This is a genomic window from Enterobacter cloacae complex sp. P12RS, from assembly GCF_014895875.1.
In the GTDB taxonomy this organism is placed as follows: Bacteria; Pseudomonadota; Gammaproteobacteria; order Enterobacterales; family Enterobacteriaceae; genus Enterobacter; species Enterobacter bugandensis.
In genome coordinates, this window is sequence record NZ_JADBQO010000003.1 from 1 (window position 1) to 17,473 (window position 17,473).

General features: G+C 56.8%; 19 protein-coding genes and 1 pseudogene. 14 read left to right on the forward strand and 6 right to left on the reverse strand.

Annotated features, from left to right (window positions below):
- Positions 1 to 141 precede the first annotated feature (141 nt).
- Together IM284_RS23700 and IM284_RS23705 are read left to right on the forward strand one after the other, a co-directional pair.
- A pseudogene (locus IM284_RS23700) lies at positions 142 to 497 on the forward strand (phage baseplate assembly protein V); the annotation flags it as partial.
- Positions 472 to 735, forward strand: coding sequence for an ogr/Delta-like zinc finger family protein (locus IM284_RS23705; RefSeq protein ID WP_370552111.1), 264 nt, complete (start codon positions 472 to 474; stop codon positions 733 to 735). The pseudogene IM284_RS23700 and the gene IM284_RS23705, both read left to right, overlap by 26 nt.
- Here IM284_RS23705 and IM284_RS01140 read toward each other — a convergent pair.
- On the reverse strand, positions 632 to 1,231 hold the full coding sequence (locus IM284_RS01140; RefSeq protein ID WP_047368180.1) for a GIY-YIG nuclease family protein: 600 nt from the start codon (positions 1,229 to 1,231) through the stop codon (positions 632 to 634). The two genes, IM284_RS23705 and IM284_RS01140, sit on opposite strands and share 104 nt — an antisense overlap.
- A gap of 332 nt (positions 1,232 to 1,563) precedes the next feature.
- Positions 1,564 to 3,249 (reverse strand): aspartate:alanine antiporter, encoded by a 1,686-nt coding sequence (locus tag IM284_RS01145; RefSeq protein WP_014169303.1) that lies wholly within the window; start codon positions 3,247 to 3,249, stop codon positions 1,564 to 1,566.
- A 279-nt stretch (positions 3,250 to 3,528) separates the two neighbouring features.
- Here IM284_RS01145 and IM284_RS01150 point away from each other — a divergent pair, with 279 nt between their 5' ends.
- Positions 3,529 to 3,897, forward strand: a complete 369-nt coding sequence (locus IM284_RS01150) for an inner membrane protein YbjM (RefSeq protein WP_080339193.1) — start codon at positions 3,529 to 3,531, stop codon at positions 3,895 to 3,897.
- Positions 3,898 to 3,927: 30 nt separating this feature from the next.
- On the opposite strand, the gene IM284_RS01155 is transcribed toward IM284_RS01150, so the two are convergent.
- Positions 3,928 to 4,197 (reverse strand): GrxA family glutaredoxin, encoded by a 270-nt coding sequence (locus IM284_RS01155; RefSeq protein WP_028012502.1) that lies wholly within the window; start codon positions 4,195 to 4,197, stop codon positions 3,928 to 3,930.
- Between the two features lie 185 nt (positions 4,198 to 4,382).
- On the opposite strand from IM284_RS01155, the gene nfsA reads away from it, so the two are divergent.
- From nfsA to IM284_RS01210, 11 genes are all read left to right on the forward strand, one after another.
- Positions 4,383 to 5,105 (forward strand): nitroreductase NfsA, encoded by a 723-nt coding sequence (nfsA, locus tag IM284_RS01160; protein WP_028012503.1) that lies wholly within the window; start codon positions 4,383 to 4,385, stop codon positions 5,103 to 5,105.
- A 69-nt stretch (positions 5,106 to 5,174) separates the two neighbouring features.
- Positions 5,175 to 6,077: a 30S ribosomal protein S6--L-glutamate ligase gene (rimK, locus tag IM284_RS01165; protein ID WP_028012504.1), complete on the forward strand. Its 903-nt coding sequence runs from the start codon at positions 5,175 to 5,177 to the stop codon at positions 6,075 to 6,077.
- Between the two features lie 63 nt (positions 6,078 to 6,140).
- Positions 6,141 to 6,617, forward strand: coding sequence for a YbjN domain-containing protein (locus IM284_RS01170; protein WP_003858385.1), 477 nt, complete (start codon positions 6,141 to 6,143; stop codon positions 6,615 to 6,617).
- Positions 6,618 to 6,967: 350 nt separating this feature from the next.
- Positions 6,968 to 8,080: a spermidine/putrescine ABC transporter substrate-binding protein PotF gene (gene potF, locus IM284_RS01175; protein WP_028012505.1), complete on the forward strand. Its 1,113-nt coding sequence runs from the start codon at positions 6,968 to 6,970 to the stop codon at positions 8,078 to 8,080.
- Between the two features lie 143 nt (positions 8,081 to 8,223).
- Positions 8,224 to 9,357: a putrescine ABC transporter ATP-binding subunit PotG gene (gene potG, locus IM284_RS01180; RefSeq protein ID WP_045630953.1), complete on the forward strand. Its 1,134-nt coding sequence runs from the start codon at positions 8,224 to 8,226 to the stop codon at positions 9,355 to 9,357.
- Positions 9,358 to 9,366: 9 nt separating this feature from the next.
- Positions 9,367 to 10,320 carry a putrescine ABC transporter permease PotH gene (gene potH / locus IM284_RS01185; protein ID WP_041910674.1) on the forward strand — a complete coding sequence of 318 codons (954 nt, stop codon included), beginning with the start codon at positions 9,367 to 9,369 and terminating at the stop codon, positions 10,318 to 10,320.
- On the forward strand, positions 10,317 to 11,162 hold the full coding sequence (gene potI, locus IM284_RS01190; protein ID WP_028012508.1) for a putrescine ABC transporter permease PotI: 846 nt from the start codon (positions 10,317 to 10,319) through the stop codon (positions 11,160 to 11,162). Before potH ends, potI begins: the two co-directional genes overlap by 4 nt.
- 65 nt (positions 11,163 to 11,227) lie before the next feature.
- A complete protein-coding gene (locus tag IM284_RS01195; RefSeq protein ID WP_028012509.1) occupies positions 11,228 to 11,701 on the forward strand; it encodes a YbjO family protein in 474 nt (157 codons plus the stop codon).
- A gap of 40 nt (positions 11,702 to 11,741) precedes the next feature.
- Complete coding sequence (rlmC, locus tag IM284_RS01200) at positions 11,742 to 12,869, forward strand: 23S rRNA (uracil(747)-C(5))-methyltransferase RlmC (protein WP_047368182.1); 1,128 nt, start codon at positions 11,742 to 11,744, stop codon at positions 12,867 to 12,869.
- Between the two features lie 72 nt (positions 12,870 to 12,941).
- A complete protein-coding gene (locus IM284_RS01205; protein WP_041912037.1) occupies positions 12,942 to 13,649 on the forward strand; it encodes a response regulator transcription factor in 708 nt (235 codons plus the stop codon).
- The gene (locus tag IM284_RS01210; protein WP_047368183.1) at positions 13,633 to 15,102 is read left to right on the forward strand and encodes an ATP-binding protein; all 1,470 of its coding nucleotides are present in this window, start codon (positions 13,633 to 13,635) and stop codon (positions 15,100 to 15,102) included. Before IM284_RS01205 ends, IM284_RS01210 begins: the two co-directional genes overlap by 17 nt.
- Before the next feature lie 75 nt (positions 15,103 to 15,177).
- Here the strand turns inward: IM284_RS01210 and artJ are convergent, their stop codons facing one another.
- The 3 genes from artJ to artQ form a co-directional block, all read right to left on the reverse strand.
- Positions 15,178 to 15,909 carry an arginine ABC transporter substrate-binding protein ArtJ gene (gene artJ / locus IM284_RS01215; protein ID WP_015571008.1) on the reverse strand — a complete coding sequence of 244 codons (732 nt, stop codon included), beginning with the start codon at positions 15,907 to 15,909 and terminating at the stop codon, positions 15,178 to 15,180.
- A gap of 179 nt (positions 15,910 to 16,088) precedes the next feature.
- Complete coding sequence (gene artM / locus IM284_RS01220) at positions 16,089 to 16,757, reverse strand: arginine ABC transporter permease ArtM (RefSeq protein ID WP_028012513.1); 669 nt, start codon at positions 16,755 to 16,757, stop codon at positions 16,089 to 16,091.
- Positions 16,757 to 17,473 (reverse strand): arginine ABC transporter permease ArtQ, encoded by a 717-nt coding sequence (artQ, locus tag IM284_RS01225; protein WP_028012514.1) that lies wholly within the window; start codon positions 17,471 to 17,473, stop codon positions 16,757 to 16,759. The genes artM and artQ overlap by 1 nt, the downstream gene beginning before the upstream one ends.

A 17,473-nucleotide genomic window follows, 5' to 3' on the forward strand; every position in this document is an offset into this window, starting at 1 on the left:
GTGGAAATACACTGCTCAATTGGTGATTTTGTGGGGCATTTTATTTTAATGCCCTTTTAATAACGCTTAAAAAAGTATTTATTGAATTTAATGATTTTATACTGTAATCATATATCAAGTTCTTCTAAAATTTTTGTAGCAAAATCCTCTTTTGGCCTACCTGCCGTCTGTTCAATTCACTTTCCGTCCTCGTCCAATTCTGAGGATGGCAACGTGGCCGAGTACGCGGACGGCGGCTGGTTCGAGTATGAACCCGAAACCGGGCGCTGATAAGTCCAAGGGATTAAATCCATGGTGATCGCGGCTACGATAACTTCACTTTCAAGACTGAAAACTTCGTAATAGAAGCCGACACCACCCACATTAACAGCAACGTAGTGATCAACAGTGCCGTTAACCAAAGCGGCGGTTCGAGGGATTCAAACGGGATTGTGGTTGATAGCCATGCGTATAACAAAGTTAAGTCCGGCGGTGAAACATCAGGAGGCCCGATATAACAATGTATTACGGCATGAACAACACCACGGGCAAAGCCATTTCAACGAAACCAAAGAACGCTATAACCAGTGCGCTAATATTGAGTGCGGGCATACCTTCGTTACGCATGAAATTTTTGTCCGATCGCGTGTTTTTACTGCGCCGCTAATCTTCTTTTCAAACCCCGCTCATTTGCAATATCCATTAAACGTGCTTCAACTGCCGCTTGAGTGCGCATCCGCGAAAGCGTGGGTTTAAAGCTGTGAGCATTTCCCTGAATATTCAAAGGAAGGGGAATGGATGCAATCAACTTGACTTCAATCTCCCACGGCGCTTCAAAAGGAAACCAATGAATCCTGGCATTTTGTTCCATCCAAAGGTCAAGCCACTGCTCGCCTGGGTGAGTAAATGTCATTCTGGAACCGGAACCAACCCGGCGAAGGGGAAAGTGACTGATATCGCTCAGTAGCACGCCAAGTGTGCGTCGAAGTGTAGAGCCTGCCGCATTGCCGCTGTAATGCGTTTTGATTCGTTTCCTTAAATTTGAACGGCTGTTAGGTTTCCCTCTCTGGTCGGGCGAAATACCAACGTATAGCAGCGTGTAGCCGTCTGAGGTGATGCAGCCCTCTGTCGGCACACCCGGAGGGATCTCCTTAAACCACCAGAAGTAGACGCCATTTACTGGCGGAACTGGCGATGGCTTGCTCATTACTTCTGTTCTGCTGTAGGTTTTCTCGGGATAAAAATCGAACATGCGGCTTTGCTTGCTGAGGTTTTTCCTGATTTTATTCTTTTGCTGTCAGGGAGCGATAGTTTTTAGAAGCCATGAAGAAAAAATGTAAGGGGATAGGGTTTTTGTCTGGCGCTTACGTCCAACATCAGAAAGCGTGGCTGTCGCGATTGATTTTGTGTGTGAGGGAATTTCAGGCAACAAAAAACCCATCAACCTTGAACCAAAACGGCGGGGTTGATGGGCTCCACAAATTGGGGACATCAAAGAAAAGCAGTGGCACTAGTTATGACTGCCCCCTGCTAAAAAAGTTCTGCGCGTTACAAAAATTTTTTCATTACGCGCAAACTTAGGAGTTATCCGAGTCCCGGCCAGATGATGATAATCAGCGTACCCGCCAGCGTCAGCAGTACGTTCGCGATAGCATAGGTGCCTGCATACCCCAGCGCCGGGATGTTGCTGCGCGCGGTATCGCTGATGATTTCCATCGCCGGCGCGCAGGTACGGGCCCCCATCATTGCCCCGAACAGCAGGGCGCGGTTCATACGCAGCACGTAGGCGCCGAACAGGAAGCAGATCACCACCGGCACCAGGCTGACGATAAGGCCGGAAACCAGCATCTGCCAGCCGACGGCGCCCAGGCTGTGGCCGATGCCGCTGCCCGCGCTCAGGCCGACGCCCGCCATAAACACCATCAGACCGAACTCTTTCACCATGTTCAGCGCGCCCTGCGGAATGTAGCCGAAGGTCGGATGGTTGGCTCGCAGGAAGCCCAGCATGATCCCGGCGAACAGCAGACCGGCAGCGTTACCGATGCCGAAGCTGAAGTTGCTGAACTGGAAGGTAATCATCCCGATCATCAGGCCAACGATGAAGAAGGCGCAGAAGGCCAGCAGGTCGGTGACCTGGCTGTGAATGGAGATAAAGCCGATGCGGTCGGCAACGGTTTTTACGCGTCGCGCGTCGCCGCTGACCTGCAGCACGTCGCCTTTGTTGAGCACGACGTTATCGTCGATGGGCATCTCAATCTGGCTGCGGATCACGCGGTTGAGGAAGCAGCCGTGGTCGGTCAGCTTCAACTGCGCCAGGCGGCGGCCCACGGCGTTATGGTTTTTCACCACGATCTCTTCGGTGACGATGCGCATGTCGAGCAGGTCGCGGTCGAACACCTCTTTGCCGTTACGGAAGCTCGGGTCGAGACGGGCGTGGGCGTCCGGGTAACCCACCAGCGCAATGTCGTCGCCCATCTGCAACACCGCGTCGCCGTCCGGGTTCGCCAGAATGCCGTTGCGGCGGATACGTTCGATGTAGCAACCTGTCTGGCGGTAAATCCCCAGTTCGCGAAGATTTTTGCCGTCTGCCCATGCCACCAGCTCCGGCCCGACGCGGTAGGCGCGGATAACCGGGAGATAGACTTTACGTTTGGAATCGGTATCCAGGCCGCGCTCGCGGGCGATTTGCTGGGCGCTGGTCTGCAGATCCTGGTGCTGCAGTTTTGGCAGGTAGCGCGCGCCAACGATCAGGCTCACCAGACCAATCAGATAGGTCAGGGCATAGCCCAGGCTCAGATGGTCGAGGGCGGTAGAGAGCTGCGCGCCCGCCATGCCGGAATGGCGCAGGGTATCACCGGCGCCCACGAGCACGGGGGTTGACGTCATAGAGCCGGCCAGCATACCGGCCGTAAGCCCGATATCCCAGCCAAACAGTTTGCCCAATCCTAACGCGATCAGCAGCGCGCTGCCGACCATCACCAGCGCCAGCATCAGATAATTTTTGCCGTCGCGGAAGAAAATTGAAAAAAAGTTAGGTCCCGCTTCTACGCCAACGCAAAAAATAAACAGCATAAAACCTAAGTTCAGCGCGTCCGTGTTAATGCTGAAGTGCTGCTGGCCTAATAATAAGGAGACGACTAAAACGCCAATGGAATTACCGAGTTGAACCGAACCCAGACGCAATTTACCCAGGCAAAGACCCAGCGCCAGTACCACAAATAATAACAGGATGTAATTCCCATTTAACAAGTCTGCGACGTTTATATTCACGGAGGCTAACTTCTTGTTTACCAGTAAGTTGTTGAATGAAAGGACTTTTTGGGCTACTGTTTTCTGGATCAGGGAAAAGCGCTAACGCTCCCTGTTTCCTGCTTTATTCCCTAAAACATTAGCTGGCGTGTAGTTTAATCGCATTAGCTACTGACAGCTACTGATTATCGCATCACCCTGTGCGTACTTTGGCATGGATTGCCGCACTGCTTTATCTGACTGGGCGTCTACCCGACGAATGTGTATTTGATAGAGATAAGTCAGGAGGATAGTTTGAATATGAAACGAAACTGGGCGGGGGTGATCAGCTGTTTTTTGCTGTTCACGGTCGTGTGCATGTCGCTCGCATTTAATGTAAAGGGCGCGTTCAGGGCGTCCGGGCATCCTGAGCTGGGGTTGCTCTTCTTCACGTTGCCGGGGGCTGCAGCCAGTTTTCTCTCCCGTCAAGGGGAGGTGGTGAAGCCGCTGCTGGGCGCCATGCTCGCTGCACCGCTGTGTCTGCTGATGATGCGCCTGATGTATATTTCAACGCGGAGTTTCTGGCAGGAGCTGGCATGGTTGCTGAGCGGCGTATTCTGGTGCGCGCTTGGCGCGCTGTGCTACCTGTTTGTGCGCAGCCTGGTTCAGCACCGACGGCACCGCAAATAAAAACGCCCTCAGGGTGAGGGCGTCTCTTCATTACTGCTCGGCAAACAGGCCCAGATGCTCTTTAGCGTAGGCCTCAAAGTCGGTGCAACCGCCGATGTGTTTCTGATCGAGGAAGATCTGCGGCACGGTTTCAACCGGCTTACCGACGGTTTTTTCCAGGTCGGCTTTGGTGATGCCTTCCGCGTGGATGTCCACATAGCGGAAGTTGAAGTCATCGCGCTCTTCGGTCAGTTTCTCAGCCAGCTCTTTCGCGCGCACACAGTAAGGGCACCCTGGACGACCAAAAATTACTGCAAACATTTCTCTCTCCTCAAAAAACAAGCCTGACGGCGAATGACACGTATAGTGCCCCATAACCCGCCGTCATTAAAGAAGGTTTCGCCTGTCGTTATAATACCTATGAGCTATGTTTCGCCAATTACACCGCGCACATCATTGCCTATACTGGCTGCCATACGTATTAAGCAAGACTAAAGAGAGACAAGATGACGCCAACCATAGACCTGCTCCAGTCCCACCGCTCCATTCGCCACTTTACCGATGAGCCGATTACCGAGGCGCAGCGTAATGCGATTATCGACAGCGCAAGAGCCACCTCCAGCTCCAGCTTTTTGCAGTGCAGCTCGATTATCCGTATTACTGATAAGGCCATGCGTGAACAGCTGGTGACGCTCACCGGCGGGCAGAAGCATGTGGCTCAGGCAGCCGAGTTCTGGGTGTTCTGCGCCGACTTTAACCGCCACCTGCAGATCTGCCCTGAGGCCGAGCTGGGGCTGGCCGAACAGCTGCTGCTGGGCGTGGTGGATACCGCGCTGATGGCGCAAAACGCCTTTACGGCCGCGGAATCGCTGGGGTTAGGCGGTGTCTATATCGGCGGGCTGCGTAACAACATTCAAAGCGTGACCGACCTGCTGAAGCTGCCAAAACACGTGCTGCCGCTGTTTGGCCTGTGCCTCGGCTGGCCGGCGGACAACCCGGATCTCAAGCCGCGCATTCCTGCCGCGATGCTGGTGCATGAAAACCATTACCAGCCAGTCGATCAGGATGTCCTGAATCAATACGACGAAGAGCTGGCGAACTACTACATGACGCGCGGCAGCAATAACCGTCGCGACACCTGGACGGACCATATTCGCCGCACCATCATCAAAGAAAACCGCCCGTTTATTCTTGAGTATCTGCACAAGCAGGGCTGGGCAACGCGATAGTCCATTCCTCCTGCGCCTGCCTGCGTATATGATATGCAGGCTTTTTCCATGTCTTCAGAGAGGTGCAGGGTGAAAATTGCCATATTGTCCCGGGACGGAACGCTCTATTCATGTAAGCGCCTGCGAGAAGCGGCGGCGAAACGCGGGCATCAGGTTGAGATCCTCGACCCGATGTCCTGCTATATGAACATCGACCCCGCCGCCTCGTCGATTCACTACAAAGGCCGCAAGCTGCCGCACTTTGACGCGGTGATCCCCCGCATCGGCTCCCAGATTACCTACTACGGCACCGCCGCGCTGCGCCAGTTCGAGATGCTGGGCAGCTATCCGCTCAACGAATCCGTCGCCATTTCCCGCGCCCGCGACAAGCTGCGCTCTCTACAGCTGCTCGCCCGACAGGGGATCGATCTCCCCGTCACGGGCATTGCTCATTCACCGGACGACACCAGCGATCTGATCGATATGGTGGGCGGCGCGCCGCTGGTGATCAAGCTGGTGGAAGGCACGCAGGGTATTGGCGTGGTGTTAGCGGAAACGCGTCAGGCGGCGGAGAGCGTGATCGACGCCTTTCGCGGGCTGAATGCGCACATTCTGGTGCAGGAGTACATTGAAGAGGCGAAAGGGCGCGACATTCGCTGTTTCGTGGTGGGGAACGAGGTCGTGGCGGCCATCGAGCGCCAGGCCAAAGAGGGCGACTTCCGCTCTAACCTTCACCGCGGCGGCGTTGCGCGGGTAGCCGATATTAGCGAACGCGAACGGGAAATAGCCGTGAAAGCGGCGCAAACCCTGGGGCTGGACGTAGCGGGCGTGGACCTTCTGCGGGCGACGCGCGGGCCGCTGGTGATGGAGGTGAACGCCTCCCCAGGGCTGGAAGGTGTGGAAAAAACCACAGGGGTCGATATTGCAGGTAAAATGATCTCATGGATCGAGCGTCATGCCACGCCGGGTTACTGTCTGAAAACGGGCGGTTAAATGGATTACCGGGCGCTTTTTGAGTACCCTATGCGAAGTTTTTACTAAAGAGGCTGCACAGCGATGGATTTACAGGTCGTACCTACACTGGATACGTTACGTCAATGGCTTGATGATGCCGGGATCACCTTCTTCGAATGTGATTCCTGCCAGGCGCTGCATCTGCCTCATATGCAGAATTTCGACGGCATTTTCGATGCCAAAATCGATCTGATTAACGACGTGATCCTTTTTTCCGCGCTGGCCGAAGTGAAGCCTTCTGCGCTGCTGGCGCTGGCCTCCGATCTCTCGGCTATCAACGCCAGTTCTTTGACGGTGAAAGCATTTCTCGATATACAGGACGATAATCTGCCAAAACTGGTCGTTTGCCAGTCTTTATTCTCCGGGGCAGGGCTGTCGTTCAAGCAGTTCGCCTGGTTTATGCGCCTGAGCGAAGAGCAAATTTCCATGGTTATGATGGAAGCCAATGCACATCATCTGCTGTATAGCGCGGAAGACGATGCTGAGAATAATGATGCATCTCCCAATTTTCTTCACTAAGCCTGTCTGACTTTTGCGCAGTCGCTGCCATAGCGGCTGCAGAAGGCCATTTTTTCTGCTGCCTTTAACCTTTCTTTAAAGAATTTTTCACCTCCCTCAAGGCCATTTCGGCTTATCACGTAGACTTAACCTGCATAAAAAATTGATAAAAGGCGTTTTTTCGTCTGGGCTATAGCCGGAGACACGGGCTACAGTTATTCTTGCGATGCTTAAAAAAGCGAGCGGATCCTGCCGGATAAAGAGGTTTCTTTTTATTTTGAGCAGAGCGACAAACTATGCATGATTTTTGCATATATCCAGATTGCACAGTTTAGTTCGTTTGTTAACGAGCTTTCAGAAGGAATAACACTATGATCGCCTTGAATAAAAAATGGTTATCGGGTCTGGTTGCGGGTGCTCTGATGGCCGTCTCTGCCGGCACGCTCGCTGCGGAACAAAAAACGCTGCACGTATACAACTGGTCTGACTATATTGCGCCGGACACGGTCGCTAATTTTGAAAAAGAGACCGGCATTAAAGTGGTCTATGACGTTTTCGATTCCAACGAAGTGCTGGAAGGAAAGCTGATGGCAGGCAGCACCGGTTTTGACCTGGTCGTACCTTCCGCAAGCTTCCTGGAGCGTCAGCTGACGGCGGGCGTCTTCCAGCCGCTGGACAAGAGCAAGTTATCGAACTGGAAAAACCTCGATCCGGAAGTGCTGAAGCTGGTGGCGAAGCACGACCCGGACAACAAATACGCCATGCCTTACCTGTGGGCGACCACCGGTATCGGCTACAACGTGGATAAAGTCAAAGCCGCGCTGGGCCCGGACGTTAAGCTGGACAGCTGGGACGTGGTGCTGAAGCCGGAAAACCTTGAGAAGCTGAAAAGCTGCGGCGTCTCCTTCCTCGATGCGCCGGAAGAGATTTTCGCCACCGTGCTGAACTACCTGGGCAAAGACCCGAACAGCAATAAAGCCGATGATTACACCGGCCCGGCGACCGATCTGCTGCTGAAGCTGCGTCCAAACATTCGCTACTTCCACTCGTCCCAGTACATCAACGACCTGGCGAACGGCGACATCTGCGTGGCGATCGGCTGGGCTGGGGACGTGTGGCAGGCGGCGAACCGCGCGAAAGAGGCGAAAAACGGCGTGAATGTGTCCTACTTCATTCCGAAAGAGGGGGCGCTGGCCTTCTTTGACGTCTTCGCCATGCCGGCTGACGCGAAAAACAAAGAGGAAGCCTACCAGTTCCTTAACTACCTGATGCGTCCTGAGGTGATCGCCCACATCAGCGACCACGTTTACTACGCCAACGGTAACAAGGCCTCCGTGCCGCTGGTGAGCGAAGCGATCCGCAGTAACCCGGCAATCTATCCGCCAGCGGACGTGTTCGCCAAGCTGTTCACCCTGAAGGTTCAGGATCCAAAAATTGACCGCGTGCGTACCCGCGCGTGGACCAAGGTGAAAAGCGGTAAATAACGGCGTTTGGTAACGTTGCCCGGTGGCGCTATCGCTTACCGGGCCTACACAACCCGTAGGCCGGGCAAGCGTTCGCGCCGCCCGGCGATGCGCACCCAGACGGTGCGTTTGCACCAGTATTGATCTATGCCGGAGAGCACCCCGTGAATGACGCGATCCCCCGCCCGCAGGCGAAAGTCCGTAAAGCGCTGACCCCGCTTCTTGAAATTCGTAACCTCACCAAATCTTTCGATGGCCAGCATGCCGTGGACGACGTCAGCCTGACTATCTATAAAGGCGAAATATTCGCGCTACTGGGCGCATCGGGCTGCGGTAAATCGACCCTGCTGCGTATGCTGGCCGGTTTTGAACAGCCTACCGCCGGGCAAATTATGCTCGATGGCGTGGATCTCTCCAGCGTGCCGCCGTATCAGCGCCCGATTAACATGATGTTCCAGTCCTACGCGCTGTTTCCGCACATGACGGTGGAGCAAAACATCGCCTTTGGCCTGAAGCAGGACAAGCTGCCGAAAGCCGAAATCACCGCGCGCGTGGCCGAAATGCTGAGCCTGGTGCATATGCAGGAGTTCGCGAAGCGTAAGCCGCACCAGCTTTCCGGCGGTCAGCGTCAGCGCGTAGCGCTGGCGAGAAGCCTGGCGAAACGCCCGAAACTGCTGCTGCTCGACGAGCCGATGGGCGCGCTGGATAAAAAGCTGCGCGACCGTATGCAGCTCGAAGTGGTCGATATCCTCGAGCGCGTGGGGGTGACCTGCGTGATGGTCACCCATGACCAGGAAGAGGCCATGACCATGGCCGGGCGTATCGCGATCATGAACCGCGGGAAGTTCGTGCAGATTGGCGAGCCGGAAGAGATTTACGAGCATCCGACCACCCGCTACAGCGCGGAGTTCATCGGCTCGGTCAACGTTTTTGAAGGGCTGCTGAAGGATCGTCAGGAGGATGGTCTGGTCATCGAATCGCCGGGGCTGCAGCATCCGCTTAAGGTCGATCCTGACAGCTCGGTGGTGGATAACGTGCCGGTCTACGTGGCGCTGCGCCCGGAGAAGATCATGCTCTGTGACGATCCGCCTGCTGATGGCTATAACTTTGCCGTCGGGGAAGTGGTGCACATTGCCTATCTGGGCGATCTCTCCATTTACCACGTGCGCCTGAAAAGCGGACAGATGCTCAGCGCGCAGCTACAGAACGAACATCGCTACCGCAAGGGGCAGCCGACCTGGGGCGATGAAGTGCGCCTGTGCTGGGACGCGGACAGCTGCGTCGTGCTGACGGTATAAGGAGCGATCATGAGCACACTTGAACCTCCAGCCCGCGTCAAAAAACCGGGCGGCTTTGCCCACTGGCTGACGCGCCTTAAGATGAACCACGGGCGCAAGCTGGTAATCGCCATGCCTTACGTGTGGCTGATCCTGCTGTTCCTGCTGCCGTTCCTGATCGTCTTTAAGATCAGCCTGGCGGAGATGGCGCGGGCGATCCCGCCATATACCGATCTGTGGGAGTGGGCCGACGGGCAACTGACGCTGACGCTGAATCTGGGCAACTTCCTCCAGCTCACCGAGGATCCGCTCTATTTCGAAGCCTATCTGCAGTCTCTGCAGGTGGCGGCGATCTCGACGCTCTGCTGTCTGGTGATGGGCTACCCGCTGGCGTGGGCCGTGGCGCACAGTAAGCCGTCAACGCGCAACATCCTGCTGCTGCTGGTGATCCTGCCGTCGTGGACCTCGTTTCTGATACGCGTTTACGCGTGGATGGGGATCCTGAAAAACAACGGGGTGCTGAATAATTTTCTGATGTGGCTTGGGGTTATCGATCAGCCGCTGACCATCCTGCACACCAACCTTGCGGTCTATATCGGCATTGTCTATGCCTATCTGCCGTTTATGGTGCTGCCGATTTACACCGCCCTGACGCGGATTGACTACTCGCTGGTGGAAGCCTCGCTCGATCTCGGCGCGCGTCCGCTGAAGACCTTCTTCAGCGTGATTGTCCCGCTGACCAAAGGCGGAATCATTGCCGGGTCGATGCTGGTGTTTATTCCGGCGGTCGGGGAGTTTGTGATCCCGGAACTGCTCGGCGGGCCGGACAGCATCATGATTGGCCGCGTGCTGTGGCAGGAGTTCTTCAATAACCGCGACTGGCCGGTGGCGTCGGCGGTGGCGATTATCATGCTCCTGCTGCTGATCGTCCCGATCATGTGGTTCCATAAGCATCAGCAGAAACAGATGGGAGATCGCGGATGAACAACTTACCGGTAGTACGCTCCCCGTGGCGCATTCTGATCCTCGTTATCGGCTTCACCTTCCTGTATGCGCCGATGCTGATGCTGGTGATCTACTCGTTCAACAGCTCTAAGCTGGTGACGGTCTGGGCGGGCTGGTCGACGCGCTGGTACAGCGAGCTGTTCCACGACGACGCAATGATGAGCGCGGTGGGGCTGAGCCTGACCATTGCCGCGCTGGCGGCCACGATGGCCTGCGTTCTGGGCACCATCGCCGCGCTGGTGATGGTGCGCTTCGGGCGTTTTCGCGGCTCAAACGGTTTCGCCTTTATGATCACTGCCCCGCTGGTGATGCCGGACGTCATTACCGGCCTGTCGCTGCTGCTGCTGTTCGTGGCCCTGGCGCACGCCATCGGCTGGCCGGCGGATCGCGGCATGCTCACCATCTGGCTGGCGCACGTCACCTTCTGTACCGCGTATGTGGCGGTGGTGATCTCCTCGCGCCTGCGCGAGCTGGACCGCTCCATTGAAGAGGCGGCGATGGATCTCGGCGCCACGCCGCTAAAGGTCTTTTTCATCATTACCCTGCCGATGATTATGCCGGCGGTGATCTCCGGCTGGCTGCTGGCGTTCACGCTCTCCCTCGACGATCTGGTTATCGCCAGCTTTGTTTCGGGGCCGGGCGCGACGACGCTGCCGATGCTGGTCTTCTCCAGCGTGCGCATGGGGGTGAACCCGGAGATCAACGCCCTGGCCTCTATCATCCTCGGCGTGGTCGGAATTGTCGGATTTATCGCCTGGTATTTGATGGCGCGCGCGGAAAAACAGCGCGTGCGCGATATCCAGCGTGCAAGACGCGGCTGAAGGATTTAATATTTCCGGTGATGTGCCGCGCATGACGCGGCACTGTTTTTCAGGGAAGTAAAACATTGGGATTAGTAAAAAAATCACGTATTACGCACGCTCGTCCTAACGTTCCTGCGCTGGTTCAGGTGGCGGCGCTCGCCATTATTATGATCCGCTGCCTGGACGTGCTGATGATTTTGAATACGCTGGGCGTGCGCGGCATCGGGGAATTCATTCACCGCAGCGTGCAGACGTGGAATCTGACGCTGGTCTTTTTAAGCAGCCTGGTGCTGGTGTTTATCGAGATCTACTGCGCGTTTTCGCTGGTCAAAGGGCGAAACTGGGCGCGCTGGGTCTATCTGCTCACGCAGGTGACCGCCGCCAGCTATCTGTGGGCCGCCTCGCTGGGCTATGGCTATCCTGAGCTGTTCAGCATTCCGGGCGAGTCGCGACGTGAGATTTTCCATGCGCTGGTCATGCAAAAACTGCCGGATATGCTGGTGCTCTGCCTGCTTTTCGTTCCGGCGTCCAGTCGGCGGTTCTTCCGCCTGCAATAATGTGTATAATCGCAGCCCTCGTTTTCCTTAAGGTTTTCATATGCAGTGCGCACTCTATGACGCCGGACGCTGCCGCTCCTGTCAGTGGATAGAACAGCCGGTTTCTCAACAACTCACCGCCAAAATGGCCGACCTGCAACAGCTGCTGGCAGCGCACGCGGTGGGCGAGTGGTGCGCACCCGTCAGCGGCGCGGAGCAGGGGTTCCGTAATAAAGCCAAAATGGTGGTCAGCGGCAGCGTTGAAAAACCGCTGCTGGGGATGCTGCACCGCGACGGCACGCCGGAAGACTTAACCGACTGCCCGCTCTATCCCGCCTCGTTTGAGCCGGTCTTTGCCGCACTGAAACCGTTTATCGCTCGCGCGGGGTTAACGCCTTACAACGTTGCCCGCAGGCGTGGCGAGCTGAAGTACCTTCTCCTGACGGAAAGCCAGATCGACGGCGGCATGATGCTGCGCTTCGTGCTGCGCTCGGAAGCCAAGCTGGCGCAGCTGCGCGCGGCGCTGCCGTGGCTGCAGGAACAGCTTCCTCAGTTAAAGGTGATTACCGCAAACATTCAGCCGGTGCATATGGCGATCATGGAAGGGGAGAAAGAGGTTTTCTTCACCGACCAGCACGCGCTGGCGGAGAGCTTCAACGGCGTGCCGCTGTGGATCCGCCCGCAAAGCTTCTTCCAGACCAACCCGACCGTGGCAAGCAGCCTGTACGCCACCGCCCGCGACTGGGTGCGCGCGTTAAACATCCATCATATGTGGGACCTGTTCTGCGGCGTGGGCGGTTTTGGCCTGCACTGCGCCACGCCTGAGATGCAGCTCACCGGCATTGAGATCTCCGCCGAAGCGATTGCCTGCGCAAAGCAGTCCGCCGCCGAGTTGGGGTTAACCAATCTGCACTTCCAGGCGCTGGACTCTACGCAGTTCGCGACCGGGCAGGGCAACGTGCCGGAGCTGGTGCTGGTTAATCCGCCGCGTCGTGGGATTGGCAAATCCCTGTGCGACTACCTGAGCCAGATGGCGCCGGAATACATCGTCTATTCAAGCTGTAACGCACAGACCATGGCGAAAGACATCGCTCAACTGCCGGGCTACCGCATTGAACGCGTGCAGCTTTTCGATATGTTCCCGCATACCGCGCATTATGAAGTCCTGACGTTGCTCGTGAAATCTTAAACAAAATGTGAACTCTGCCCGCCCATAAAATCAGGTAAGCTTACGTCATAAGAGATGAATAAAGGCTTACCCATGAAGCAGATCCTGCTGGTGGAAGACGACCACGATATCGCGGCGCTTCTGCGGCTCAACTTAGAAGACGAAGGCTACGCCATCACCCACGAGCCCGACGGGGGCAACGCCCTGCAGCGCCTTGAAAAACAGCCGTGGGATGCGGTGATCCTCGACCTGATGCTGCCCAACGTTGACGGCCTGGAGATCTGCCGCCGCATCCGCCAGATGACCCGCTACCTGCCGGTGATCATCATCAGCGCCCGCAGCAGCGAAACCGACCGCATCACCGGGCTGGAAACCGGCGCCGATGATTATCTGGCAAAACCCTTTTCAGTGCAGGAACTGATTGCCCGCATCAAAGCGCTGTTCCGCCGCCAGCAGGCAATGGGGCAGGCGCAGGCTGACGGGCAAATTCAGGCCCACGGCCTGACGATCGATCCTCTGGCGCGCAGCGTGCTGCTTCACGGCCAGGTGGTGGATCTCACCCCGCGCGAATTCGAACTGCTGTACTTCTTCGCCCGCCATCCCGGCGAGGTGTTTTCCCGTCTGGCGCTGCTGGAGCAGGTGTGGGGCTATCAGCACGAAGGCTACGAGCACACCGTCAACACCCATATCAACCGCCTGCGCATCAAGATTGAGAAGGACGCCGCCGAGCCGGAGATAATTCGCACCGTCTGGGGCAAGGGTTACAAATTTGCGGAGCCAAACCATGATGCGCCGCTTTAGCCTGAGCCAGCGCCTGACGCTGCTGTTTGTCCTGCTGATGATGCTCTGCGCTACCGTCGCCTGCGCGGTACAGCTCTACAGCAGTATGCAGTACGGCAACGCGATGGTGCAGCGGTTGTCGGGCGGCCTGGCGCAGCAGATTGTCCAGCGGGAACCGATTCTGGACGCGCAGGGCAGGGTTGACCGCACCGCGCTGAAGCCGCTGTTCGACCGGCTGATGACCTTCAACCCGAGCGTTGAACTGTACGTTATCTCGCCGGACGGCGAAATCCTGGCCGATGCCGCACCGCCGGGCCATATTCAGCGGCAAAAAATCGACCTGGCACCGGTTCAGACCTTCCTGAGCGGTACCGCCATACCGGTACTGGGCGACGATCCGCGCAGTCAAAATAAAAAAGTGTTCAGCGCCACGCCGCTGCGGCAGGACGGCGAGCTTAAGGGCTACCTGTACATTATTTTGCAGGGCGAGGAGTCGAACGCGCTGGCGGAAATGGCCTGGCATAAGGCGCTCTGGAGCACGGTGCTCTGGTCATTGCTGTGGGTCGCGCTGTTTGGCCTGCTGGCGGGTCTGCTGGTCTGGTACTGGGTAACGCGTCCGGTTAAGCGCCTGACGGAAGAGGTCACCGGCCTGGAGCAGGACAGCATTAGCGCAATCAGGCTGCTCGCAGCACAGCCGCCGGATGCCGCGGCCAATGACGAAGTGGCGCTCCTGCGCAACAGTTTCATCGAGCTGGCGCGGAAAATTACCCGCCAGTGGGACCAGCTGGCCGACAGCGATCGCCAGCGCCGGGAGTTTATCGCCAACATTTCGCACGATCTTCGTACGCCGCTGACCTCGCTGCTGGGCTATCTTGAAACCCTGTCGCTCAAATCCGCCACCCTGACGCCGCAGGAGCACCAGCAGTATCTCGCCACCGCGCTGCGTCAGGGACAAAAGGTACGACATCTTTCCCAGCAGCTTTTCGAGCTGGCGCGCCTTGAGCACGGCGGCATTAAGCCGCAGCGCGAGCGTTTCGCGATGGGAGAGCTGATCTCCGACGTGGCGCAGAAGTTTGAGCTTACCGCCCGCACGCGCGAGGTGAATCTGCATATTGACGTGCCGGGGCCGCTGCCCCTGATAAACGCTGATGTGTCGATGATCGAGCGCGTGGTGACCAACCTGCTCGATAATGCGATGCGTCATACGCCCACTGGCGGGGAAATTCGTCTGGCGGTGTGGCAGGAGAATGAACGGCTTCAGGTTGAAGTGGCAGACTCCGGAACGGGCGTGGATGCCTCGCTGCGCGACGATCTGTTCCAGCGGCCTTCGGCGCTGAATACCCAGGCATCGCGGGAGAACCGCGGCGGGTTAGGGCTGTTAATCGTTAAGCGAATGCTGGAGCTGCACGGCGGCGGGATCAGGCTGATGGAGTCCGTGAGCGGGGCGCGGTTCAGGTTCTTTGTGCCGCTGTGAGAAATTGCCGGGTGGCGCTGCGCTTACCCGGCCTACAGACCACCCCCGTAGGCCAGACCACCCGGCAAAAAGAGATTACTGCGGGAACCACTGCTCGCTGATTTTCTGGTACGTGCCGTCTGCTTTAATCGCCTTCAGCGCGCCGTTCAGTTTTTCCAGCAGGGCTTTGTTATCCGGGCGTACCGCGATGCCGAGGCCCGTGCCGAAGTACTGCGGATCGGTCACTTTTTCCGTTGCCGTACCCAGCTGCGGGTTGGTTTTCAGCCATTCGTTCACCACTGCGGTGTCGCCGAATACGCCGTCGATACGGCCGTTTTTCAGGTCGATAATCGCGTTCTGGTAGCTGTCATAGGCCACGGTTTTCACTTCAGGATGTTTGTCCTGCAGGTATTTCTGGTGCGTGGTGCCATTTTCCATCCCGATGCGTTTGCCTTTCAGCTCGTCAAAGGATTTATAAGCCCCTTTCTTCGCAATCACCACCGCCGAGTTGGCGTAGTACGGGTCGGTGAACGCGACCTGCTTGCTGCGCTCCGGCGTGATGTCCATCCCGGAGATCACCGCATCGTATTTCTTGAATTTCAGCGACGGGATCAGGCTGTCGAAGGCATGGTTGGTAAAGGTGCAGTCGGCCTGCATCTGCTTGCACAGGGCTTTCGCCAGGTCGATATCGAAACCGACGATCTGATTGCTGGCGTCCAGCGATTCAAACGGCGGATAGGTGGCCGAAACGCCAAAATTGATTTTATCAGCAGCGGATGCGCCAGCGGCGAAGGTGGCGAGTAGTGCGGCCAGAACTAACTTTTTCATTGTAATGCTCCCGTCTGTCTATCTTGTCATTATGCGCCGTGTCTGCGGCATGGATGTACAATGCCAGTTAATGAATTTATATGCAATAAATATGATTAAATATTGTATGTGGTATAAAAAAAAGCGGATAAGCCATCGGGTTATCCGCTCTGGTAATTACATTTTATGCACTCGCGTGATTAATTTCTGCGCTCAAACGCTAACGCTTTACGCTCAATCAGTCGCATCATCAGCGTCAGCAGACCGTTCACCACCAGATAGACCACGCCGGCCGCGCCGAACACCATCACGTCATAGGTGCGCCCGTACAGCAGCTGCCCGTGACCCATCACTTCCATCAGGGTGATGGTGTAGGCCAGAGAAGTACTCTTAAACACCAGCACCACTTCGTTAGAGTAAGAGGAGAGCGCGCGCTTGAAGGCGTACGGCAGCAGGATCGCCAGCGTGTCTTTTTTGCTCATGCCCAGCGCCCCGCAGGACTGCCATTGTCCTTCCGGGATGGCACGGATCGCCCCGTAAAACAGCTGGGTGGTATAGGCCGCGCTGTTCAGCGAAAGGGCAATCAGAGCGCAGAGCCACGGCTCAGAGAGCAGGTGCCAGATAACCGGATACGCCTGCAGTGACGGGAACTGGCCCGGTCCGTAGTAAATCAGGAAGATCTGCACCAGCAGCGGCGTACCGGTAAACAGGGTGATGTAACCGCGCACGATCCACACCAGCACCGGCGTTTTCAGCGTCAGGATGATGGTGAAGATGAGCGCCAGGATCAGCGCCACAATGATGGACGCCACGGTCAGCGTCAGGCTGGTGTGCAGCCCTTTCATCAGCTCCGGGAAATATTCAAGCATCAGCCTGGTCTCCGTTCAAAGCGCGTCGCACGCAGGTCAATACGCTTGAGGATGTACTGACTGAGCAGCGTGATTACCAGGTAGATAGCCGCCGCCACGATGTACCAGGTAAATGGCTCCTGAGTACGGGTGGCGATGCTTTTGGTTTGCAGCATCAAATCGTTCACGCTGATCAGACTCACCAGCGCGGTATCTTTCAGCAATACCAGCCACTGGTTGCCCAGGCCCGGCAGGGCGTGGCGCCACATCTGCGGCATCACCAGACGGAAGAAGATCGCTGCTTTCGACATGCCCAGCGCCTGACCGGATTCCCACTGCCCCTGCGGTACCGCTTTCAGCGCACCGCGCAGGGTTTGCGACGCGTACGCGGAGTAGAGCAGGGAGAGGGCAATCACGCCGCAGAGGAACGGGCTGACGTCAAAGTTGTCAATCTGCATCTGCACCGGTATCTGCGCAAAGCCGAGATTGATCGTGAAGCCGTCCGACAGCGTGAGCAGCAGCTGTGAGGAGCCGAAATAGATGAACAGGACCACCAGAATTTCCGGTAGCCCACGCAGTACGGTGACCAGCGCGGAGCCCGCCCAGGCGACGGGGAACCATTTTGCTGATTCCCACACCGCAAAGAACATCGCCAGCACCAGGCCGATAATCAGTGCGCAAACGGCAAGGCCGACGGTCATCCCGGCGGCGCTTGCTAAAGGAAAAATTTCATTCAT

Coding starts and splice junctions, on each gene's coding strand:
- artQ (WP_028012514.1), bottom strand. CDS start 17,473: ATGAATGAAATTTTTCCTTTAGCAAGCGCCGCCGGGATGACCGTCGGC.
- potH (WP_041910674.1), top strand. CDS start 9,367: ATGAGCACACTTGAACCTCCAGCCCGCGTCAAAAAACCGGGCGGCTTT.
- nfsA (WP_028012503.1), top strand. CDS start 4,383: ATGACGCCAACCATAGACCTGCTCCAGTCCCACCGCTCCATTCGCCAC.
- IM284_RS01170 (WP_003858385.1), top strand. CDS start 6,141: ATGGATTTACAGGTCGTACCTACACTGGATACGTTACGTCAATGGCTT.
- IM284_RS01150 (WP_080339193.1), top strand. CDS start 3,529: ATGAAACGAAACTGGGCGGGGGTGATCAGCTGTTTTTTGCTGTTCACG.
- artM (WP_028012513.1), bottom strand. CDS start 16,757: ATGCTTGAATATTTCCCGGAGCTGATGAAAGGGCTGCACACCAGCCTG.
- rlmC (WP_047368182.1), top strand. CDS start 11,742: ATGCAGTGCGCACTCTATGACGCCGGACGCTGCCGCTCCTGTCAGTGG.
- IM284_RS01155 (WP_028012502.1), bottom strand. CDS start 4,197: ATGTTTGCAGTAATTTTTGGTCGTCCAGGGTGCCCTTACTGTGTGCGC.
- IM284_RS01205 (WP_041912037.1), top strand. CDS start 12,942: ATGAAGCAGATCCTGCTGGTGGAAGACGACCACGATATCGCGGCGCTT.
- potF (WP_028012505.1), top strand. CDS start 6,968: ATGATCGCCTTGAATAAAAAATGGTTATCGGGTCTGGTTGCGGGTGCT.
- potI (WP_028012508.1), top strand. CDS start 10,317: ATGAACAACTTACCGGTAGTACGCTCCCCGTGGCGCATTCTGATCCTC.
- IM284_RS01210 (WP_047368183.1), top strand. CDS start 13,633: ATGATGCGCCGCTTTAGCCTGAGCCAGCGCCTGACGCTGCTGTTTGTC.
- IM284_RS01140 (WP_047368180.1), bottom strand. CDS start 1,231: ATGTTCGATTTTTATCCCGAGAAAACCTACAGCAGAACAGAAGTAATG.
- artJ (WP_015571008.1), bottom strand. CDS start 15,909: ATGAAAAAGTTAGTTCTGGCCGCACTACTCGCCACCTTCGCCGCTGGC.